Raw genomic sequence first — 17,260 nt, forward strand, 5'->3', positions numbered from 1 at the left:
CGCTTCGGAGGACTTATCGGCTCAAGAAGTGCTTCTCTCCGTCCCGATCGCTACTGCGTCCGAATGTAGGGCGCGTTACTTTCAAGGTCAACGACCCTGACCCCTTGACCGTGGACCTGCTCACCATCGCCGGAATCGCCATGCTCGCCCTCTGGGCGGCGGGCACCTTCGCGTTCGACGCGCCGGGCCTGATCCACGGCCTGCTCACGCTCGGCGTCTTCTGCATCGTGCTCGCCGCGGTCAAGCGGGCGGAGCGGGCGCGTCGCGCGAAGTGAGACCGGGGCCCTGAGGGCGCCGCGTCACCGCCGCGCCGTCAGATCTCCCAGTTGGACAGCACCAGGCCGTGCACCGGCGGCCGCTCCTCGAAGCCGCCCAGGCTCATCCGCAGGTCGGTCCATCGCACCCGTGCCCCGCGCGCGATGAGCGAGCGGAACGCCGTCGTGTACTCCCCCTGAGCCCGGATCGCGCACCGGAGCGCCCCGCTGCGCCGCGCCTGCGCCGCGAGCGCCTCCGCCATCCGCGCCATCATCGACTCCTCGGCGAGCACGCACTTGAGCACGCGGATCTCCTCCTTCATGCGTCCCTCGACGAGCGGCACGTCGTGGAAGAGCGCGAAACCCTCGAGGAGGCCGGCGTCGTTCCGCAGCAGGACGACGTCACCGATGCCGTACCGGAGCGTGAGCTCGATCTCGCGCGTGAAGTCGACCCCCGGCCGCACGGCGCGCGTGAGGGTGAGGCACTCGGCGATCACCGCCGCGCGCTCGCCGAGGGCGTGTGCACCGAGGAGCGGTGGCCGCTGGTCGGTGAGCGGCGTCGCCTCGACGGTGAGGGTCAGGGTCAGCCGGCCGGGGGTGAACCCGAGCCCGGCGTAGAACCCGATGTTGTCCATCGTGCGCGGCATCGTCTCGAGCCCGATGACCGTGCACCCGGCGGCGCGCAGGCGCTCGATGCCGGCCCGCACGATCGTGCGACCGAGCCCGCGTCCCTGGAGGTCCTCGCGCACCGCGAGCGGCCCCATCCATCCCTCGGTGCCCGACGCGTGCGCGATGTTGAACGCGGCGATGCGGCCGAGGCCGTCGCGCCAGAGCATGGCGCCGTCACCGGCGCCCTCGATCGCGAAGCGCCAGATCGCCGGGTTGAGCGGCGGCACGCGCACGCCGGCCATCCCGTCCCGGCGATAGCGTTCGCTGAAGGCGTCGCTGAAGAGGACGTTGAGACCACCGAGGTCATCGCCGCGGATGGGGAACGGTCCGGTGATGCGCTGTGCGACGTCGGTCATGCGGCGCTCCCGGCGGTGAGGAGGGCGTCGTCGCCCCTGGCGGGATCGGGCGTCGTCACGACGGCCGCCCCGCTCCGTTCGTCGAACCCGACCGAGATGACGCGGTCGAGCCCGTCGCGCACCCCTTCGATGTGCGTGATGACGATGACCTGCTCGAAGCGGTCGTGCAAGCCGCGGAGCAGCGTCAGCACGTTCTGGCGCCGGACCTCGTCGAGCGACCCGAACACCTCGTCGAGCACCAGCAGCGAGAAGGCCTGCCCCGCGCGGTCCGCGATCATCTGCGAGATCGCGAGGCGGAGCACGAGGTTGGCGATGTCCTCCTCGCCCCCCGAGATCACCGGCTTCGGCACGCCCTCCTCCAGCACGAGGAGGCGATACTTGTCGTCGAGCTCGAGCTCCGTGTAGCGCGCGTCCGTGAGCTCGGTGAGGAAGTTCGACGCGATCTCGGAGACCTCCGGGCGCAGCTGGAAGTTGAGGTCGGTCCGCAGGTCCGAGTAGGCACGATGCAGCTCGTCGTGCAGGCGGCGGTCGCGCTCGAGGTCCTGCACGCGCTCGGCGAGCCGGTCGTGCTCGGCGCGCGCCTCGGCGGCGCGCCGCGCGGATTCGACGGCGATGTCGCGGCCGGCGCGCGCGCCGGCCGCGGTCCGCGACGCCTCCGCGTACGCCGCGGCCACCTCATCATGCAATCGGCGCAACTCGGCGTACTCCTCCTCCGGGTATCGCAGCGTCGCGAGCCGGGCATCGGCCACCGCGCGTCGCGCGGTGAGCGCGGCCCGCTGTCGGGCGAGCGTCTCCTGTTCGCGACGGAGCGCCGGCTCGCGCTCGATCCGCGTGGAGAGGCGATTGGCGAGCGTGGTGGACTCGGCGAGTCGCACCTGCTCCGACTCGAGGGCGCGATGGCGCGGCTCGTCGTAGCCGCCGGGGATCGCCGCGAGCTCGGTCGTCGCGGCCTCGAGGCGCGCGCTCTTCGCCTTGAGCTCCCGTTCCACCTGCGCGAGCTGGGCGACCGCGGCCTGCACCTTCGCGAGCTTCCGCTCGAGCTGCCCGACCTCCCCCTGCAGCTTCTTGCGCGTCTCGTCCAGGTGCGCGATGTCGGCCGGCATCGCATCGAGCTGCTCCAGGCGCGACCGGAAGTACGCGCCGTCGGCCTCGACGGTCTCCATCTGCCGTTCGATCACGTCGAGCACGTTGCGGAAGTGCTCGCCGAGCGGACGCGTGCAGGTGGGGCATGCCCCTTCCTCGCCGAGCTGGAGCAGCTTGTCGCGCTGGTCGCGCAACTCCGCGTACTGCCCGCGCAGCGCCCGGAGTCGCGTGTCGACCTCCTGACGGTCGCGCACCCAGTCGGTGCGTCGCGCCTCCAGCTTCCCTTGCGCGTCCTCGAGGGCGCGCCGGCGCTCCTCGAGCTCCAGCGTCGCCTCCTCCTCGAGCTGCGGCGCGACGGCGAGCCGGTCGCGCTGCTCACCGAGCGCCTGCACCTCCGCCGTCAGCGCGACCTGCGATTCGAGCAACGCGCGTCGCCGACCGTCCTGCATCGCCAAGGCGCGCATCGCCTCGAGGTCCGCCTGCGCGCGATCGAAGGCCGCGAGGTCCGGGAGCAACGGCGCGAGCGCGAGTCGGGCCTCCTCGACCTGCGCGAGCTCCTGCGCGAGCCGCTCCTCGGCGCGCGTGAGCGCGAGGGCCTCGCCGTCGACCGCGGCGACCTCGTTCTCCAGCCGCTGCCGCTCGTCGCGGCCCGTCTGCGCGGCGAGCCACCGCGGCGCCACCGTCTCCAGTGCGAGCTTCGTGTCCGTCTCCGCCCGCTCCGCGTCGGCCGACGCACGCTGTGCCGCGGAGAGCGTCAACTTGGCCTCGCGCTCCTGCGCGTCGATCACGTCTCGGTCCGGCATCCCCGACCGGAGGCCGGCGATCTCGCTCGCGAGTTCCTTCCGCCGGGCATTGCAGAGTTCCTGCGCCACACGCAGCCGCTCGTAGCCGAGCACGCGCGAGAGGAACTGCGCGCGCTCGCTCGCGGTGAGCGCGTTCATCACGGCGAGATCCTTCTGGCCCGTGAAGTACGTGTTGAAGAACTCGTTGCGCGTCATGCCGATGCGCCGCTGCAGCATCTCGGCGACCGCGGTGACCGAGTTGGCGATCGGATCCGCTCCACCATCGAGATAGAGCTCGGCCATCGAGAGGCCGCGCACCACGCGGTACCGATGCCCGGAGAGCTCGAACTCGAGTTCCACCCGGACCGGGGCACGGGGCCCGGCGCGATGGAAACGCAGCGTCTCGTTCCCGCCGCGCAGCGTGTTGCCACCGTAGAGGGCCCACGCGATCGCCTCGAGGATCGTCGACTTGCCGGCGCCATTCGGGCCGATGATCCCCGTGAGCCCGGTGTCGAACGCGATGTCCGACTCCGCGTGCTGGCGGAAGTTCACGAGCCGGAGGCGGGTGAGCCTCATCCGTCGCTCCCCGGGATCTCGCGTGCGGGCTCGGCCATCTCCGCCGCCTCGAGATAGCGGAGGCCGAGCGCGACGAGTTCGTCGCGCTCCACGCCGGTCGCGACGGCGCGCGTGCGCAATGCCTCACGGAGCGTCTCGGCCAGCGAGGGGCGGCGCCCGGGAGACCCCGACGACTCCCGCCGCACCATCTCCGGACGCCGCATGTCGAGGTGGAAGTGCAGCGCCTTGCGTTGCAGCTCGCGCAGCGCCTTGTGGTCGAGTTCGCGCGCGATGTGCCGCGGCACGTTCTTCGCGACGAGGCGCACCACCTTGCCCTCGATGCCGCCCGCGATCCGCGCGACCGCCGACTGGATCGCCGCATCGAGGTCGGCCGCACTCATTCCGCGCCCCTCCACCGGCGGCAGGTCGAGCACCGGCCGGCTCGGCGCGAGCGGATGGAACGTCTGCTTCCCCGTCGCGAGGTCGCGCTCGATCATCCCCTTGCCCGGGAGCTTCGCCGAGCGCTCCTCGGCGAGCTCGCCCCAGGGATTGGAGCTCGTGTACTCCAGCGAGCCAGAGTAGTAGACGTGGTCGGCGATGCGCTTGTAGACGTGGTAGTGCCCGAGGGCCACGTAGTCCCAGCCCGTGCGGGTGACCTCCTCGAGCGGGATCTGCATCGCCGCGCGGTCCGAGTCGTCGGCGGCGGGCAGCGCCCCCTTCACCTCGCCGTGCATGAGGAGCACGTTGTAGCGCGCGGCGGGGTCGGGCGTGAGCTCGACGGTGCCCGGCGGGAGGTCGGGCACGGCGAGCACCGAGAGCCCGAGGTGCGGGAAGCTGAGCCGCCGCGCGTCGCGGTCCGCCACGTAGATGGGCAGCGCCGGGAGCGTGACCGCACCGGCATCCGTGGCGCCGTCGCCGCCGGTACGCTCCTCCCCGTGTCGCGCGACGAAGCCCTGCTCGAAGAGGCGCAGGATGCAGATCGTCTCCGTCGAGCGCGGCATGTCGTGGTTGCCGGCGACGACGATGACATGCGTCTCGGGCAATGCGTCAACGAGCCGCGAGAACTGGCGGAAGGCGTGCAGGATCGCGGTGTTGGTCGGGCGGACGGTATGGAACACGTCCCCGCCGATGAGGATCACGTCCGGCGCGAGTTGGATGAGCTTGTCCACCGCGCGGGCGAACGCCAGCGCGACGTCAGCTTCGCGCTGGTTGATGCCTGCGGGCGTCTGCCGCTGGAACTGCCGGAAGCCGAGATGCAGGTCGGAGAGGTGGACGAGGCGCACGCCCGGGGAAATGTACGGGCAGAGGGCAGAGGAGAGAATGGAGACGGCAGGAGCGCGACCGACGTGCCGCCTTCGCTGCCCCGTCAGCCGTACGGATCATCCGACGCCGGTACGCGCAGCGCCGGCGGCCCGCGCCGCCCGGACACCTCTGGCGTCGCACGCTTCCGCAGCTGCGCCTTGAAGAACGCCTTCACGTCATCGGGCCGCGCCTGGAGGGTGCGGTTCCGCGCCCGCAATACGCCGTCCTCATCGTCCCCCGCGAGGGCGAGCACGTCCTGCATCCAGCCGAGGGTGATCGACGGGTCGAGGCGACGGAGCGACTTGGTCACCGCCTGCTCGAGGGTCTGCTCCTCGGCCTGCGGGAACCGCTCCACCCCCTCGCGCCCGGTCAGGACCGCAGGGCGCGGGAAGCGCACGAAGATCGGCTGTCCGAAGTGCGGGTGCCGCACCATCAGCTGCCCCTTCTCGAGGGTCGCGAGGCGCGCCTTGGTGGCCGGGGCCAGCGTCTGGTACCCGGGCGTCGCGAGCTCGTCTGGATCCATCCGGCCGTAGAGGGTGGTCCCGCTATTCCCCACCACGCGCCGATGCACCTGCGACCGGAACTGCTGCGCGCCGAAGAGCACGAGTCCGAGGTATCGGCCGCGCTCGGCGATGTCGAGCAGCATCTTGCGCACGTACGTGTCCGGGCCGTCGGCCGGCGCGTACTTGTTGAGCTCGTCGACGAACACCACCACCTGATCCACGCCGAGCTGCCGCTTCTCGAGGTGCTCGCGCAACTGCGAGACGATGCGCGCGAAGACGAGGTCCTGCGCATCCTCCTCGAGGTTCGCGACGTCCACCACGTACACCGCGCGGTCCTCGAAGCCCTCCTTGAACGGGAGGTCGCTCACCATCCCGTCGTCGGTGACGAGGCCCTTGCACCGCGTCGAGATGTTCGTGAGCCGGTTGCGCACCTTCCGGATGGTCGCGACATGATGGGTGCGCCAGACGTCGGCGTTGCGGCCCTCCATCGCGCGCAGGAGCTCACGGAACCACTGCTCCAGCTCCGTGAACGAACGCACCTCGTGCGCACCTTCGAGCAGCGGGTCGGTGAACGGCTGGTCGAGCACCCGCTCCTTGATGAAGTCGATCAGCGCATCGGCCTTCGCATCGACGTCGTCCTTGTTGAGCAGCACCTCGGCGTACTGCAGCGTCTCGCGCAGGCCCCAGGTGAGCGGTTCCACGTTCGCCTGCAACGCGTCGTTCGAGCGTAGCGTCGCGAGCTGGTGGCCCCTCGCGCTCCAGGGCGCGTAGTAGCGCACGTTCGCGAACGGCTCGGCCGGCACACCGAGCGTTGCGTACATCTCGCGGTCCGCGTCGGAGAGCGCCGAGGCGGGCTGGTCGAGGAAACAGAGATCGGGTCCCTTCACGTTGAAGCAGACCGCCGCGACCTTCCCCTTCGACGGCGGGCAGTGCGCGAAGATGCTCGCGAGCAACCACTCCACCGCGCTCGTCTTGGTCGCGAGCCCGGAGACGCCGGAGATGCTCAGGTGCGCCGCCTCGGGACCGAGCAGGAAGTCGGCGTCGAGGTGGATCGCCGCCTCGGTGCCACCGGCGCGATAGACGCCCACCGGGATCCCGCGCGCGGCACTCCCGCCGACATAGGTGTCCATGCGCAGCGCCAGCTGCACGTCCGCCTCCGTCGCGAGCTGCACCGTCCCCATCGGCACCGGCTGCAGCGGCTCCTCGGGGACCTGCCGCAGCACTGCGGCCGTGTAGAGGCGGATCTCGGTGCGCTCGGTCGGCGCGAGGGCGCTCGCGCCCGGATCACCGTCGGCGCCGAGGACGTCGTGCAGCGGCGTCTGCAGGTCCGTGTAGCCGAAGCCCTCGGTCACCACGCCGTAGATGCGCGGCAGCACGCCGTTCACGGGACGCCCCGACTCGACCACGACGATCGTCCCGATCCCGACCGGCGCATCGAGCGCGGTCCAGAAATGGAACTCGTGCGGCGTGTTGGGCCGACGTTCGGTGGCGACGACGCGCCCGAGGACTGGTGTGCTCACGCGGTGCTCATCTGAGGATGGCCGAAAGGTACTGCTCGCACTCGCGGACGCCGTAGACCATCACGTCCCATCGCGCATCGGGGAGCGCGACGGGCGCGCGCTCGGCGAGCAGCCAGCGGGAGACGAGGTCGGCGCGCGCGGTGAGGTCGGCCGTCACCGCCACCTCGACGCGCACGAGGCCGAAGAGCGGACCGCGGCCCGTCGCGTCGCGCGTGCGCAGGTACCACGAGGCCACCGGATGCCGGCGCGGCGAGCTGAGGCTCACCGCCGTCGTGCGCTCCCCCTCGCGGAGGCCGAGCACCAGCGGCAGCGCCGCGGCGTCGGCGTAGAGCGTCCGGTGCGACTTCACGACGCCCAGCACGCGATCGCTGCGCGCGCCTTCCGCGCTGTTGCTGATCCCGCCGTCCACCAAGAGCGGTCCGTGACCGCGCTGCACCCAGTCACTGATGAGCGCGAGTTCGGCCGCTTCGCGCGCGCGCTGCACCGCCGTGAGGGCGCGCGCGATGTGCTCCTGTGGATGCTGGATCCCCGGGGCATCGGGCTCCGGCTCGCCGGTGTCGTGGAGCGGGACGGACGCGCCGAGGAGGCGCACGACCCCCGCCTCGAGTCGCGCGAGCGGCGCATAGAGTCCCTGCGAGATCCGCGGCGCCTCCCAGGTGCGCGGGCGGCGCTCCACGCGTTCACGAACGGCGGCCGCGACGGCTCCGTGCACCACCGGGATCGTCCCCGCGTGCGCGAGGACGCGCGACCGCTGGATGCCGTCGAGGAAGGCGACGATCCCCTCGATCGGTCCGTCGGGAAGGGGTCGCACACGGACGCCGTCCCCTTCGAGCGGCGCCGCCGCCTCGATCCGGGGCGATTCGTCAGGGGTCCGCTGGGCTTCGAGCGTCATCGTCGGTGCGCTCGCGCCGAGCCCGCTCTCCCGCAGCGCACGGAGGGCGTCTCGAACGCTTGCCGCCCCCTCGGACGGGCCATAGCTTGGCCCTATGCGCCGACCCGTGCTCATCGCGAGCATCCTAGCCCTGCTCTCGGCATGCGACAAGCCGCAGGAGCAGCCCGCCTCCGACGTCCCGGCCGCACCGCAGACCGCGGTGACGCCCACGTCCACCATCCTCTTCCAGGTCTTCGGCGCGAAGGACGAGCCGAAGCTGGTGCCGATCGTCATCGCCGACGGCGGGCACCTGGCGCCGATCACGCTCGACGCGAACGGCTGGCGGTTGGTCGACTCCCTCTTCTTCGCCAAGGGGAAGAAGCTCCCGATCTACCGCAACGGCGCCGAGTCGGGCACGGTGGAGATCGTCCGGGGGATGTGGACCGACGAGGGGGCGCTGTACTCGCTCCCGGCCTGCTCCGCGGTCGTCCCGCAGGCGCTCGGCAAGCTCGATGCGAAGGGGTTCGTCGAGGCGAGCGTCGAGTATCTCGCCTCCACCACGCCGCTCAAGCAGCCGCCGGCGCAGCGCGCCGTGCCGACCGAGTCCGAGGCGCCGGGGCGGACGCTCGCCAATACCGTCGCCGCGGCGAAGCAGATCGGGAAGGAGGAGATCGCGGCGCTGGACTTCGTCTCCCGCTGGCTCCCGACCGGCGCCGGCCCGAGCGGCCGGACACTCTTCGCGAGCTACATCGACCCGAACGGCGGCGATGCCGGCGCCGGCGCGGGCCACACGGTGATGGTGATGGCGCTCGCCGAGGACTCGGCGGGGGTCCACACGCCGAGCTATCAGCATGTCTCGAGCGGCGAGGCACGCACCGTCGACTTCCAGCGCCTGGTGAACCACGCCGACCTGGACGGCGACGGGATCGACGAGATCCTGCTCGAGGAATGGCGCTACGCCGGCATCCCGGAGGTCGCGGTGCTCAAGTACGCGCAGGGGAAGTGGCGCCTGGTGTTCCGCGTGAGCCAGAACTGGTGCCTCGACACCAAGAAGCCCGACTGACGCGTCAGTCGACGCCCATGTCCCACGCCTGCTCGAGGTCGGCCTTGGAGTAGGCGCGGAAGGCGGTGAGGGTCGTCGTCTTCACGAGTCCCGGCACCTCGGGGAACTGCTCGGTGACGATCTTCGCGATGTCCTCGTACTGCTTCACCTTCACGATGACGACGAGATCCCACTCGCCCGAGACCGAGTAGACGTCGGTCACGCCCGCGATCCCGGCGAGGGCGGCCGCCGCCTTGGGGATGAGTCGCGGCTCGGCGTTGACGAGGACGATGGTGGTGATCATCAGGAGGCGGGGAACGGGGGAACGTTGAGGAACCAGAGGCCGGCGATCCGCGACCGGCCATCGACCTCGACGAGCAGGTCCTTGGCGACGCGGAGGGCCCGTGTCGAACGCGGCGGACCGATGCGGAAGTGTATCGTCCGCTCGGCCTTGTCGGCTACCGCCCGGATCGCGGTGTCGACCTCGACGGCGGCGAGGCCGGGTTGCGAATCGCGCGACGGGACGCGGATCCGCGCGGCCCCTGCCGCCTCGGGCACCACCAGCGGTTCGACGGTCTTCACGTCGGGCCAGACCGCGACCTCCACGGCCGCGAGCCTCCCTGCCGTCAGCTCGAGCATGAGCCACGCCCCGTCGGCGCCCTCGATGTCCATCGACCCGGTCAGCCCCTCCGCCACGCCGGCGGAGCGGAGGATGACGCTCAGGATCTCGGTGTCGGCATCCCACCGGTACGCCACCGGGGGGAGTTCCGACTCACTGATCTCTTCCACGCGCACGTCGAGCGACACGACGATCTCCGGTTCAGGGTGCCGCGACGATACGGCGCCGCGGCCCAGCCCCCGTCAGCGGAAATCTGCGGACCGGTCCCTCGTCGCGCATCGGGAGATCACCCGGCGGCGATCGCATCCGCGAGCTTGGCGATCCGGCGGCACGCCTCCACCACCTGCGACTCCGCCGCGGCGTACGAGATCCGCACCCAGTCCGGCGTGCGGAAGGCCGACCCCGGCACGATCGCGACCCCGTGGTCCTCGAGGAGCCTCGTGCAGAACGCCGCGCCGGCGTCCGGTCCGGCACCCGGGACCTTCACGTAGAAGTAGAACGCGCCGGCCGGGTCGAGCACCGTGAGCGCCTTCGACGCACGGAGGATCGGCAACGCGGCATCGCGCCGCTTCTTGAATTCGGCGACCATCGCCACCACCGCTTGGTCGACGGGCGCACCGAGCGTGAGCGCCGCGAGCGCCGCATGCTGCGAGACCGTGGCCGCGTTGCTCGTGGTGTGCGACTGGAAGGCGTTCATCGCCTTGGAGACGGCCGGCGGCGCGATCGTCCACCCGATGCGCCACCCGGTCATCGCGTAGGCCTTCGCGACCCCGTCCACGACGATGAGGTTGTCCCGGCGCGTCGTGACGTCGAGCGCCCCGACCGCGGGCGCATCATAGGCGATGTCGACGTAGATCTCGTCCGAGATCACCCACCAGCCGCGGTCGGCGGCGAGGTCGAGGATCGCCTTGAGCTCCGCGGCCGAGTACACCGAGCCGGTCGGGTTGCTCGGCGAGTTGAGCATGAGCCCCTTGGTGCGCGGCGTCGCATGGGCGAGCAGCGACGCCGGATCGACCTTGTAGCCGTTCGCCGGCGCGCCGTGCACCTCGACCACCGTCGCGCGCGCGAGCGTCACCATCTCGTAGTAGCTCGTCCAGCTCGGCGTCGGCACGAGCACTTCGTCCCCGGGGCCGAAGAGCACCACGCAGGCATTGTAGAGCGACTGCTTCGAGCCGTTGGACACGACCACCTCGCCCGGCGTGACGCGCGCCTCGCCCTTGAAGCGCGCATTGGCCTTGGCCGCGATCGCCTCGCGGAGGGGCAGGATGCCCTCCACGGCGGTGTAGCGCGTCGCTCCCTTGTCGAGCGCGTCCTTGGCCGCCTGCCGGATCTGGACCGGCGTATCGAAGTCCGGCTCCCCCGCCCCGAGATCGATGACCTCGCGTCCCTGCGCCTTCAGGGCCTTCGCCCGCTGGGAGACCGCGATGGTGGCCGATTCGCGGAGCTCCGCGATGTTCGCCGACGGGTGGAAGACGTGGGGTCCGGGCACGAAGAGTCCTCCTCGAGGACGCGAGGGGTGGCGGGGGCCGAGTTGTGGGAGGGCGCGGCGCGTCGCGGGGGGCGACTATATTTCGACGCTCAGAGAAGTTATCCCCGCGCCGACTGGCGCGCCATTGAAAACCGAGGTCCCGCAGTGCCTGCTTCCGAGCGCGCGACGGCTGGTGCCGTCCGCTCCGCCCATGTGGCGCATTTCCTCCCCCCCGATTGGGGCCGTGTCGCCCGACTCACGGCTCCGGCGCTCGAGCGTGCTGCGCGTGACCTCGCTGCCACTCAGGTCCTCATCCTCGTCCCCGACGCCGGTGCCGCCGTCGCGCTCGCGCGCGCCCTGGCGCCGCTCGACGCGGCCGACGGTCTGCGGGTCGTCGCCGCCACCACCGCGTCGCGCGCCAAGCGTCTGCTCGGCGCCGGTGCGGCCCATGTCGTGATCGGTGCGCCGTTCGCGCTCGCGCCGGCACTCTCGGCCTCCGTGCTCAAGCTCGACAAGGTCGCGACGGTGATGTTCGCTGCCGCCGATGAGCTCGACGCCGAGGATGCCGACCTCGCCGCCGTGGTCACCGAAGTGCCCAAGGGCGCGAGCCGCGTCCTCTCGGCCCTCGAGGCCACCGAGGGCGTCGAGACGCTCATCGAGCGGTACATGCACAAGGCGCGTCGCGTCACCGAGGACGTCACCGCGGCGATCGACAGTGCGGAGGGTGTCACCAACATCCGCTGGCTCGCCGTCCTGGGTTCCCCGGCCGACGCCGTGCCGCAGGTGCTCGATGATGTCGATCCGCCCACCGCGACCGTCGTCGCGACCGACGCCGACGCGGCGGAGGCGGCGCGCGCGGTGCTCCACGCCATCGGTCACGGCGACGAGGCGATGGCGCGCGTGAGCGACGGCGAGGTGGCGGCCAACACCGCGCTCGTCGTCGTGCTGGGCGTCCCCACGGGAACGGTCTGGGCCCAGGTCCTCGCCGCCAAGCCGGCGCAGGTCGTCTGCATCATCGCGCCGCGCCAGCGGGCCTCGCTCCAGCGGCTCGCCGGCGAGCAGCCGGTGCTGCCGTTCGTCCCGCGGTCGGCCGTGCTCAAGGCGCGGGCGGCCGAGGCGCGGGCGCGCACCGAGTTGCGTGACGTCCTCGTGAACGGGATCCCCTCGCGCGAGGTGCTCGCCCTCGAGCCGCTCATCAGCGAGTTCGATGGCCTCGAGATCGCCGCGGCGGCGCTGCGACTGCTCGAGAAGGCCCGCGCGGCGCAGGACGAGGCGGTGCGCACGGCCGAGGGCCGCGTGCGCGCGCTGATGAAGGAACAGCAGGCGGCCGAGCAGGCCGAGTCGCGTGGCGGCGACCGTGACGAGCGCGGTCCGCGCAGCTTCGCGCCGCGCGGTGACAAGCCGCGTGGGTTCGCCCCGCGTGGGGACAAGCCGCGTGGGTTCGCCCCGCGGGGTGCCGGCGACAAGCCCCGGAGCTTCGCGCCCCGCGGTGACCGCCCCGATTCCGATCGCGGACCGCGTTCGCGCGGCGGCGACGACTTCCCGCTCCGCGAACCGTCCGAGCGCGCGCCGCGGTCGTACTCGCCCCGCGAAGGTGGCGACAAGGCGCGCGGGTACGTGCCGCGGGCGAGCGCGGACAAGCCGCGCGGGTTCGCGCCGCGTGGTGGCAGTGACAAGCCGCGCGGCTTCGCCCCGCGTGGTGACGGCGACAAGCCCCGTGGCTTCGCCCCGCGCGGCGACAAGCCGCGTGGCCCGCGTCGCGACGACGATCGCGGCCCGCGGGGTCCGAGGGGCCCGCGGTGAGCGGCGGGTTCCAACTCACTGGCGGTTGGATGGAGGTCATCGCCGGCGTGATGTTCAGCGGGAAGAGCGAGGAGCTCATCCGCCGCGTCCGCCGGGCGATGATCGCCAAGAAGCGTGTCCAGGTCTTCAAGTCGCATCTCGATGACCGGTATGCCGGCGGCGTCTACGCCGTCGGCAGCCACGACGGCCGGACCATCGAGGCCCTACCGGTGGATTCGTCGCACCAGGTCGCGCTCCGGCTCGACCCGCTCGCGCAGGTGGTCGCGATCGACGAGGTGCAGTTCCTCGACGCCGGGATCGTGCAGCTCGCGTGCGACCTCGCGTTGCGCGGCCGTCGCGTCATCCTCGCCGGCACCGACACCGATTTCCGCGGCGAGCCGTTCGGTCCCATGCCGCAACTGATGTGCGTGGCCGAGGTGGTGGACAAGCTGCACGCGATCTGCGTGCTCTGTGGCAGCCCGGCGAGCCGCAACCAGCGCCTCATCAATGGGAAGCCGGCCGCGTACGATTCGCCGATCGTGATGGTCGGCGGGGCCGAAGCGTACGAGGCGCGCTGTCGTGCCTGTCACGCCGTCGCCCCGGCGGACGCCGGCCAGCTCCGGCTCGACGGCGCGGACTGACCAGGGATCCCGCGCGTCTCAGCGCGGGATCAGCAGCTCCTCGAAGTACGCCACGGCCCGCGCGTCCCCCGACTGCCCGAGCCAGAAGATCGCCGACCGTCGCATCTCCGGATCGCGATGCGCCCTGGCGATCCGCAGCAGCGCGGGGACCGACTCGTCCGCGGGTCGCTGCGAGAGCGAGAACACGGCGGTCTTCCGGATCTCGCGATCCCCGTTCGGGTCGTCGACGATCTCCTGCAGGCCGCGCGTCGCGGCCTCGGCCGCTCCCTGCCCCACCCAGAAGACCGCATCGTTGCGGACCGACCGCGGGCGACGGGCATCGCGGGCGAGCGCGAGCAGGCGTCGCCAGGGCTCCGCCCCTTCGGCCAGCATCGCCGGGAAGATCGCCGACTTCGCGGGCTGTTCCGGCGCCGTCTCGGCGAGCGTCAGGAGGAACTCCGTCGCCTGGGCCGCGGGTACCGCACCGAGGTCCGCGGTCGCTGCGCCGCGCCAGCGACCGCCGACGTACGCACGCACCTCGGTCACCGACCCTGACGCGATGTCGAGCGCGATCCGCACCGGCCCGGGCTCGCACTCGTCCTGCCACTCGCGCTCGGCGAACTCCCCTCGCGCGATGCGCGGCGCGCCCTCTCGCCGCATCTGGATGTTCCCGCGCCCATTGCCGCATACCCCATCGGCCGCGGGGAACTCGAACCGCACCGTGCCGCCACGCACCGCGCGAACGCGCGCGGCCAGATCCTGCGCCTCGGCGCGCGTGGCGACCGCGGCCCCCACGAGCGCGCCGATCACGCCGAGCCCATGCGACACCCTCCGCCACGCCGGTCGCCGCACGGTCGTGCGGCGGGCCGCCCCGATCCCGGTCACCGTCGCCACTCAGCGGTTGATGAGTTCTTCGAGGAACTTCGCCGCACGCGGGTCCTGCGACTGGCTGAGCCAGAAGACGGCCTGCTTGCGGAGCTCGCGGTCCGGCTCCTTTCGGGCGATGTCGATCAACTTGGTGATGGCGTCATCCCCACGCCGCTGCGACAGCGTGAAGATCACCTGTTCGCGCAGCTCGCGATCGTCGCCAGCGGAGTCGTAGACCTCGGCGAGATCCTTGACCGGCACCCCGCCCTGCCCCGCCCAGAAGAGCGCGGACTTGCGCATCTCGTTCGACAGCGAGCGATCCTTGGCGCGCGCGAGGAGGAAGCGCGAATTCTCCGGCGACGGATGCTGCGACAGGGAGAAGATGATCTTCTCCTGGACCTCCGAGGCGCGGACCGTCGGGAAGAGTTCGCGCAGGAAGGCCGAGTGCTCGCCGTCCCCCGACTCGCCGAGCCAGAAGATCGCCTCGGCGCGGACCTCCGGATCGACGTCCTCGCGCCGGACGAACTCCCGGAGCGCGCGTCCGCTACGCGGCGTCTCGCTCTGGGCGAGCGAGAAGAGCGCCTTCTTCTGCATCTCGCGATCGGCGGACTTGTCGAGCAGGATCGCCTCGAGCACCTCGGCGGCGCGCTCGCTCCCCGTCTGCGAGAGCCAGAAGACCGCGTCCTCGCGCGTGCGGCGGTCGGGATCGGTCTTCGCGACCTCAACGAGGATGTCCGCCGCCGCGTCCCCTTCCTGCTGCGAAACGAGGAAGACCGCCTTGCGCCGCAGGATCTCCGAGCACTTGTCGCGCCGCTGCAGGACGCGCTTGAGGATCGGAAGCGCCTGATCGCCATTCATCTGCATGAGCGCGTTGAGCGCCTCGATGCGCTCGTCGTCGATCGCCCCTTCACAGCCGGGCGGGATGTCGCCCTGCTCCCCCTCGAACCCACCGCGAAGATGCGCGAGCTCCGCGCGGGCCTCCGCCAGACCGGCACGCATCGCCGGCTCCACGGCGGCGAGCGCCGCGCGCATCGCCGGTTCCGCCTCGGCGAGCGCGCGGGCGGTCGCCGCCACACTCACGGAGGCGATCTCGTCCGCCAGCTCGGCCACGTCCACCGCGGCGGCGGCGTCGCCGCCGCGCGCGAGCCGCCCCTTCAGGCGCGTGAGCAACGCGCCCGACTCGCCGGACTTGAGCGTCTGCGCGTTCCCGTAGTCGTCCTTCTGTCGCTCGAGCGCCGCGACCGCGCGCCGGAGGTCCGACTGCCGGCCGAGGCGCTGCAGCGCGAACGCCTCCCAGTAGAGGGCGTCACCCGCATAGGCGGAGCGCGGATAGCGGTCGACGATCTCGCGGAACGACTCCGCGGCGCGATCCCACGATTCGTCGGAGATGGCGATGCGCCCGCGCCGCCAAAGCGAGTCGCCGGTGTCCGCAGGCGCCCAGGAGGCGGCGGGGAGTCGCGGGTCGGCCGCATGCGACTGCGTGACGACCGCGGTGCCGGCCGTGAGCGCGGCGACGAGCGAGAGTGCGATGAGCTTCATGGTGGTGTGTCCTCAGGTTCCGGTCGCGCCAGAGCGCAACCGCGTCAGGAGCTGGGTCTTCTCGAGCGTGCGATCGAGCATGTCGCGGTCCTCGTCGATGCGGCCGCTGCGTTGCACCAGCTGCACGAGCACCGTCTCGAGGTCCTCGAGCAGTCGCCGCCGGAGCGGGTCGTCACCCGCGGGGGAGTCGAGGAGGAGCCGCGTATTGGTGAGCACGTCCTTCGCCCACCGGGCGGTGAGGGAGTCCATCATGGCGTCGCGCGGCATCGCGGCGACGACCGCCACGAGCGCCTCGGCACGCGTGAGATGCTGCTGTGAAGCGACGGAGTAGGTACCGGAGTTGCCGCCGCGTCGCGAGAGCGTTCCCGCGCCCGACAGTGCGGGTGCCGGCACAGGTCCGGTCGTGGATTCGGGCGCGCGCCGGCCGTCAGCGGCGAAGCGGACCGCCGCGCCGCGCGGAGCCTGCGCGTGCTCGATCGCCGCGCCGGTCGAGGTGGACGCCGCGGTCTCGCCACTCGGCACGCCCGACGTCGCGAGGTCCGGCACGCGTGTCGTGAGGCCGGAGGTGGCATCCGTTCCCGACCTCAGCGCATAGCGGCCGATGCCGACCCCCAGCAGGAGCGTGGCGGCCATGCCGATCCAGGGCGCCGCGCGCATCGGTCGGCGCGGCGAGAGGGGGAGCGCGGGCGGAGTGGCCGGTGCGACCACCGGCGCCGGTGCCTGGCGGCGCGCGGCGCGCGCTTCGGCGATCTGCGCCCACATCGCGTCGCGCGGCACCTCGGCCGGCGGCGCGTGGTACGCGCGCGCCTCCCGATCCAGGAATGCCTCGAACCTGTCGTCGTCGTGCGTCATGAGGCCCACTCCCCCGCGAACTCCGCCAATGCCGTGCGCAGCTTGGCCCGCGCCCGGAACAACTGTGCCTTGCTGGTGCCGGGTTGGATGCCCAGCGCCGTCCCGATCTCCTCGTGCGTGAAGCCTTCCACGTCGTGCATCACGAACACCGTCCGATAGCCATCCGGCAGCGCGTCGATCGCCGCGCGCATCCGGTGCTTCAGGTCCGGCTCCGACTCGCGCGCACTGATCGTCACCTCCGGCAGCTCGTCCCCGCCGATCTCCCGGCCATGGATCCGCCTGACCTTCTTGAGCCCGTTCAGGATCACCGAGACCGCGATCGTGTGCAGCCAGGTCGAAAGGGCGCTGTCGCCCCGGAAGTCGGTGAGCCGTTCGAAGGCCCGGATGAACGTGTCCTGCGTGAAGTCCCGTGCCAGCGTCTCGTCGCCGGACATCCGGTAGGCGAGACGATACACGCGATCCACGTGCGCGTCGTAGAGCTCGCGCTCCGCCCGCACGTCCCCCTGCAGCACCGCAGCGATGATCTCGGGTTCGGTCACGGCGGGGGGTGGGGTGGGGCGCTGGCTCGTGGACGTC

The 17,260-nt window shown here is 71.8% G+C and carries 16 protein-coding genes; 4 read left to right on the forward strand and 12 right to left on the reverse strand.

Going from position 1 to position 17,260, the window contains the following annotated elements; all coding sequences use genetic code 11:
- Positions 1–104 precede the first annotated feature (104 nt).
- On the forward strand, positions 105–275 hold the full coding sequence (locus IPJ78_02010; GenBank protein ID MBK7905318.1) for a hypothetical protein: 171 nt from the start codon (positions 105–107) through the stop codon (positions 273–275).
- Between the two features lie 38 nt (positions 276–313).
- On the opposite strand, the gene IPJ78_02015 is transcribed toward IPJ78_02010, so the two are convergent.
- From IPJ78_02015 to IPJ78_02035, 5 genes are all read right to left on the reverse strand, one after another.
- Positions 314–1,279 (reverse strand): GNAT family N-acetyltransferase, encoded by a 966-nt coding sequence (locus tag IPJ78_02015; protein MBK7905319.1) that lies wholly within the window; start codon positions 1,277–1,279, stop codon positions 314–316.
- Complete coding sequence (locus tag IPJ78_02020) at positions 1,276–3,720, reverse strand: SMC family ATPase (GenBank protein MBK7905320.1); 2,445 nt, start codon at positions 3,718–3,720, stop codon at positions 1,276–1,278. Before IPJ78_02020 ends, IPJ78_02015 begins: the two co-directional genes overlap by 4 nt.
- The gene (locus IPJ78_02025) at positions 3,717–4,982 is read right to left on the reverse strand and encodes a DNA repair exonuclease (GenBank protein ID MBK7905321.1); all 1,266 of its coding nucleotides are present in this window, start codon (positions 4,980–4,982) and stop codon (positions 3,717–3,719) included. The genes IPJ78_02020 and IPJ78_02025 overlap by 4 nt, the downstream gene beginning before the upstream one ends.
- A gap of 83 nt (positions 4,983–5,065) precedes the next feature.
- Positions 5,066–7,024 (reverse strand): ATP-binding protein, encoded by a 1,959-nt coding sequence (locus IPJ78_02030; protein MBK7905322.1) that lies wholly within the window; start codon positions 7,022–7,024, stop codon positions 5,066–5,068.
- Positions 7,025–7,031: 7 nt separating this feature from the next.
- Entirely contained in the window at positions 7,032–7,916 is an 885-nt protein-coding gene (locus tag IPJ78_02035; protein ID MBK7905323.1) for a hypothetical protein, read from the reverse strand.
- Positions 7,917–8,010: 94 nt separating this feature from the next.
- On the opposite strand from IPJ78_02035, the gene IPJ78_02040 reads away from it, so the two are divergent.
- Positions 8,011–8,958, forward strand: a complete 948-nt coding sequence (locus IPJ78_02040; protein MBK7905324.1) for a hypothetical protein — start codon at positions 8,011–8,013, stop codon at positions 8,956–8,958.
- A gap of 4 nt (positions 8,959–8,962) precedes the next feature.
- On the opposite strand, the gene IPJ78_02045 is transcribed toward IPJ78_02040, so the two are convergent.
- The 3 genes from IPJ78_02045 to IPJ78_02055 all read right to left on the reverse strand — a co-directional run bounded on the left by IPJ78_02045 (position 8,963) and on the right by IPJ78_02055 (position 11,045).
- The gene (locus IPJ78_02045; protein ID MBK7905325.1) at positions 8,963–9,241 is read right to left on the reverse strand and encodes an Lrp/AsnC family transcriptional regulator; all 279 of its coding nucleotides are present in this window, start codon (positions 9,239–9,241) and stop codon (positions 8,963–8,965) included.
- A complete protein-coding gene (locus IPJ78_02050) occupies positions 9,241–9,744 on the reverse strand; it encodes a hypothetical protein (GenBank protein ID MBK7905326.1) in 504 nt (167 codons plus the stop codon). The genes IPJ78_02045 and IPJ78_02050 overlap by 1 nt, the downstream gene beginning before the upstream one ends.
- Before the next feature lie 98 nt (positions 9,745–9,842).
- On the reverse strand, positions 9,843–11,045 hold the full coding sequence (locus IPJ78_02055) for a pyridoxal phosphate-dependent aminotransferase (protein ID MBK7905327.1): 1,203 nt from the start codon (positions 11,043–11,045) through the stop codon (positions 9,843–9,845).
- Positions 11,046–11,189: 144 nt separating this feature from the next.
- On the opposite strand from IPJ78_02055, the gene IPJ78_02060 reads away from it, so the two are divergent.
- Positions 11,190–12,827 (forward strand): hypothetical protein, encoded by a 1,638-nt coding sequence (locus IPJ78_02060; protein ID MBK7905328.1) that lies wholly within the window; start codon positions 11,190–11,192, stop codon positions 12,825–12,827.
- A 29-nt stretch (positions 12,828–12,856) separates the two neighbouring features.
- The gene (locus IPJ78_02065) at positions 12,857–13,447 is read left to right on the forward strand and encodes a thymidine kinase (protein ID MBK7905329.1); all 591 of its coding nucleotides are present in this window, start codon (positions 12,857–12,859) and stop codon (positions 13,445–13,447) included.
- A gap of 18 nt (positions 13,448–13,465) precedes the next feature.
- Here IPJ78_02065 and IPJ78_02070 read toward each other — a convergent pair whose 3' ends face one another.
- From IPJ78_02070 to IPJ78_02085, 4 genes are read right to left on the reverse strand one after another with little or no spacing between them, the layout of a single operon-like run.
- Positions 13,466–14,311 (reverse strand): HEAT repeat domain-containing protein, encoded by an 846-nt coding sequence (locus IPJ78_02070; protein MBK7905330.1) that lies wholly within the window; start codon positions 14,309–14,311, stop codon positions 13,466–13,468.
- Between the two features lie 9 nt (positions 14,312–14,320).
- Complete coding sequence (locus IPJ78_02075; GenBank protein MBK7905331.1) at positions 14,321–15,832, reverse strand: HEAT repeat domain-containing protein; 1,512 nt, start codon at positions 15,830–15,832, stop codon at positions 14,321–14,323.
- 12 nt (positions 15,833–15,844) lie between these two features.
- Positions 15,845–16,684, reverse strand: a complete 840-nt coding sequence (locus IPJ78_02080; protein MBK7905332.1) for a hypothetical protein — start codon at positions 16,682–16,684, stop codon at positions 15,845–15,847.
- Positions 16,681–17,223 (reverse strand): RNA polymerase sigma factor, encoded by a 543-nt coding sequence (locus tag IPJ78_02085; protein ID MBK7905333.1) that lies wholly within the window; start codon positions 17,221–17,223, stop codon positions 16,681–16,683. The genes IPJ78_02080 and IPJ78_02085 overlap by 4 nt, the downstream gene beginning before the upstream one ends.
- Positions 17,224–17,260: the final 37 nt, after the last annotated feature.

The sequence above is a fragment of the Gemmatimonadota bacterium genome (assembly GCA_016714015.1).
Taxonomy (GTDB): Bacteria; Gemmatimonadota; Gemmatimonadetes; order Gemmatimonadales; family Gemmatimonadaceae; genus Pseudogemmatithrix.

Coding starts and splice junctions, on each gene's coding strand:
- IPJ78_02015 (MBK7905319.1), bottom strand. CDS start 1,279: ATGACCGACGTCGCACAGCGCATCACCGGACCGTTCCCCATCCGCGGC.
- IPJ78_02035 (MBK7905323.1), bottom strand. CDS start 7,916: ATGACGCTCGAAGCCCAGCGGACCCCTGACGAATCGCCCCGGATCGAG.
- IPJ78_02065 (MBK7905329.1), top strand. CDS start 12,857: ATGGAGGTCATCGCCGGCGTGATGTTCAGCGGGAAGAGCGAGGAGCTC.
- IPJ78_02045 (MBK7905325.1), bottom strand. CDS start 9,241: ATGATCACCACCATCGTCCTCGTCAACGCCGAGCCGCGACTCATCCCC.
- IPJ78_02080 (MBK7905332.1), bottom strand. CDS start 16,684: ATGACGCACGACGACGACAGGTTCGAGGCATTCCTGGATCGGGAGGCG.
- IPJ78_02040 (MBK7905324.1), top strand. CDS start 8,011: ATGCGCCGACCCGTGCTCATCGCGAGCATCCTAGCCCTGCTCTCGGCA.
- IPJ78_02075 (MBK7905331.1), bottom strand. CDS start 15,832: ATGAAGCTCATCGCACTCTCGCTCGTCGCCGCGCTCACGGCCGGCACC.
- IPJ78_02020 (MBK7905320.1), bottom strand. CDS start 3,720: ATGAGGCTCACCCGCCTCCGGCTCGTGAACTTCCGCCAGCACGCGGAG.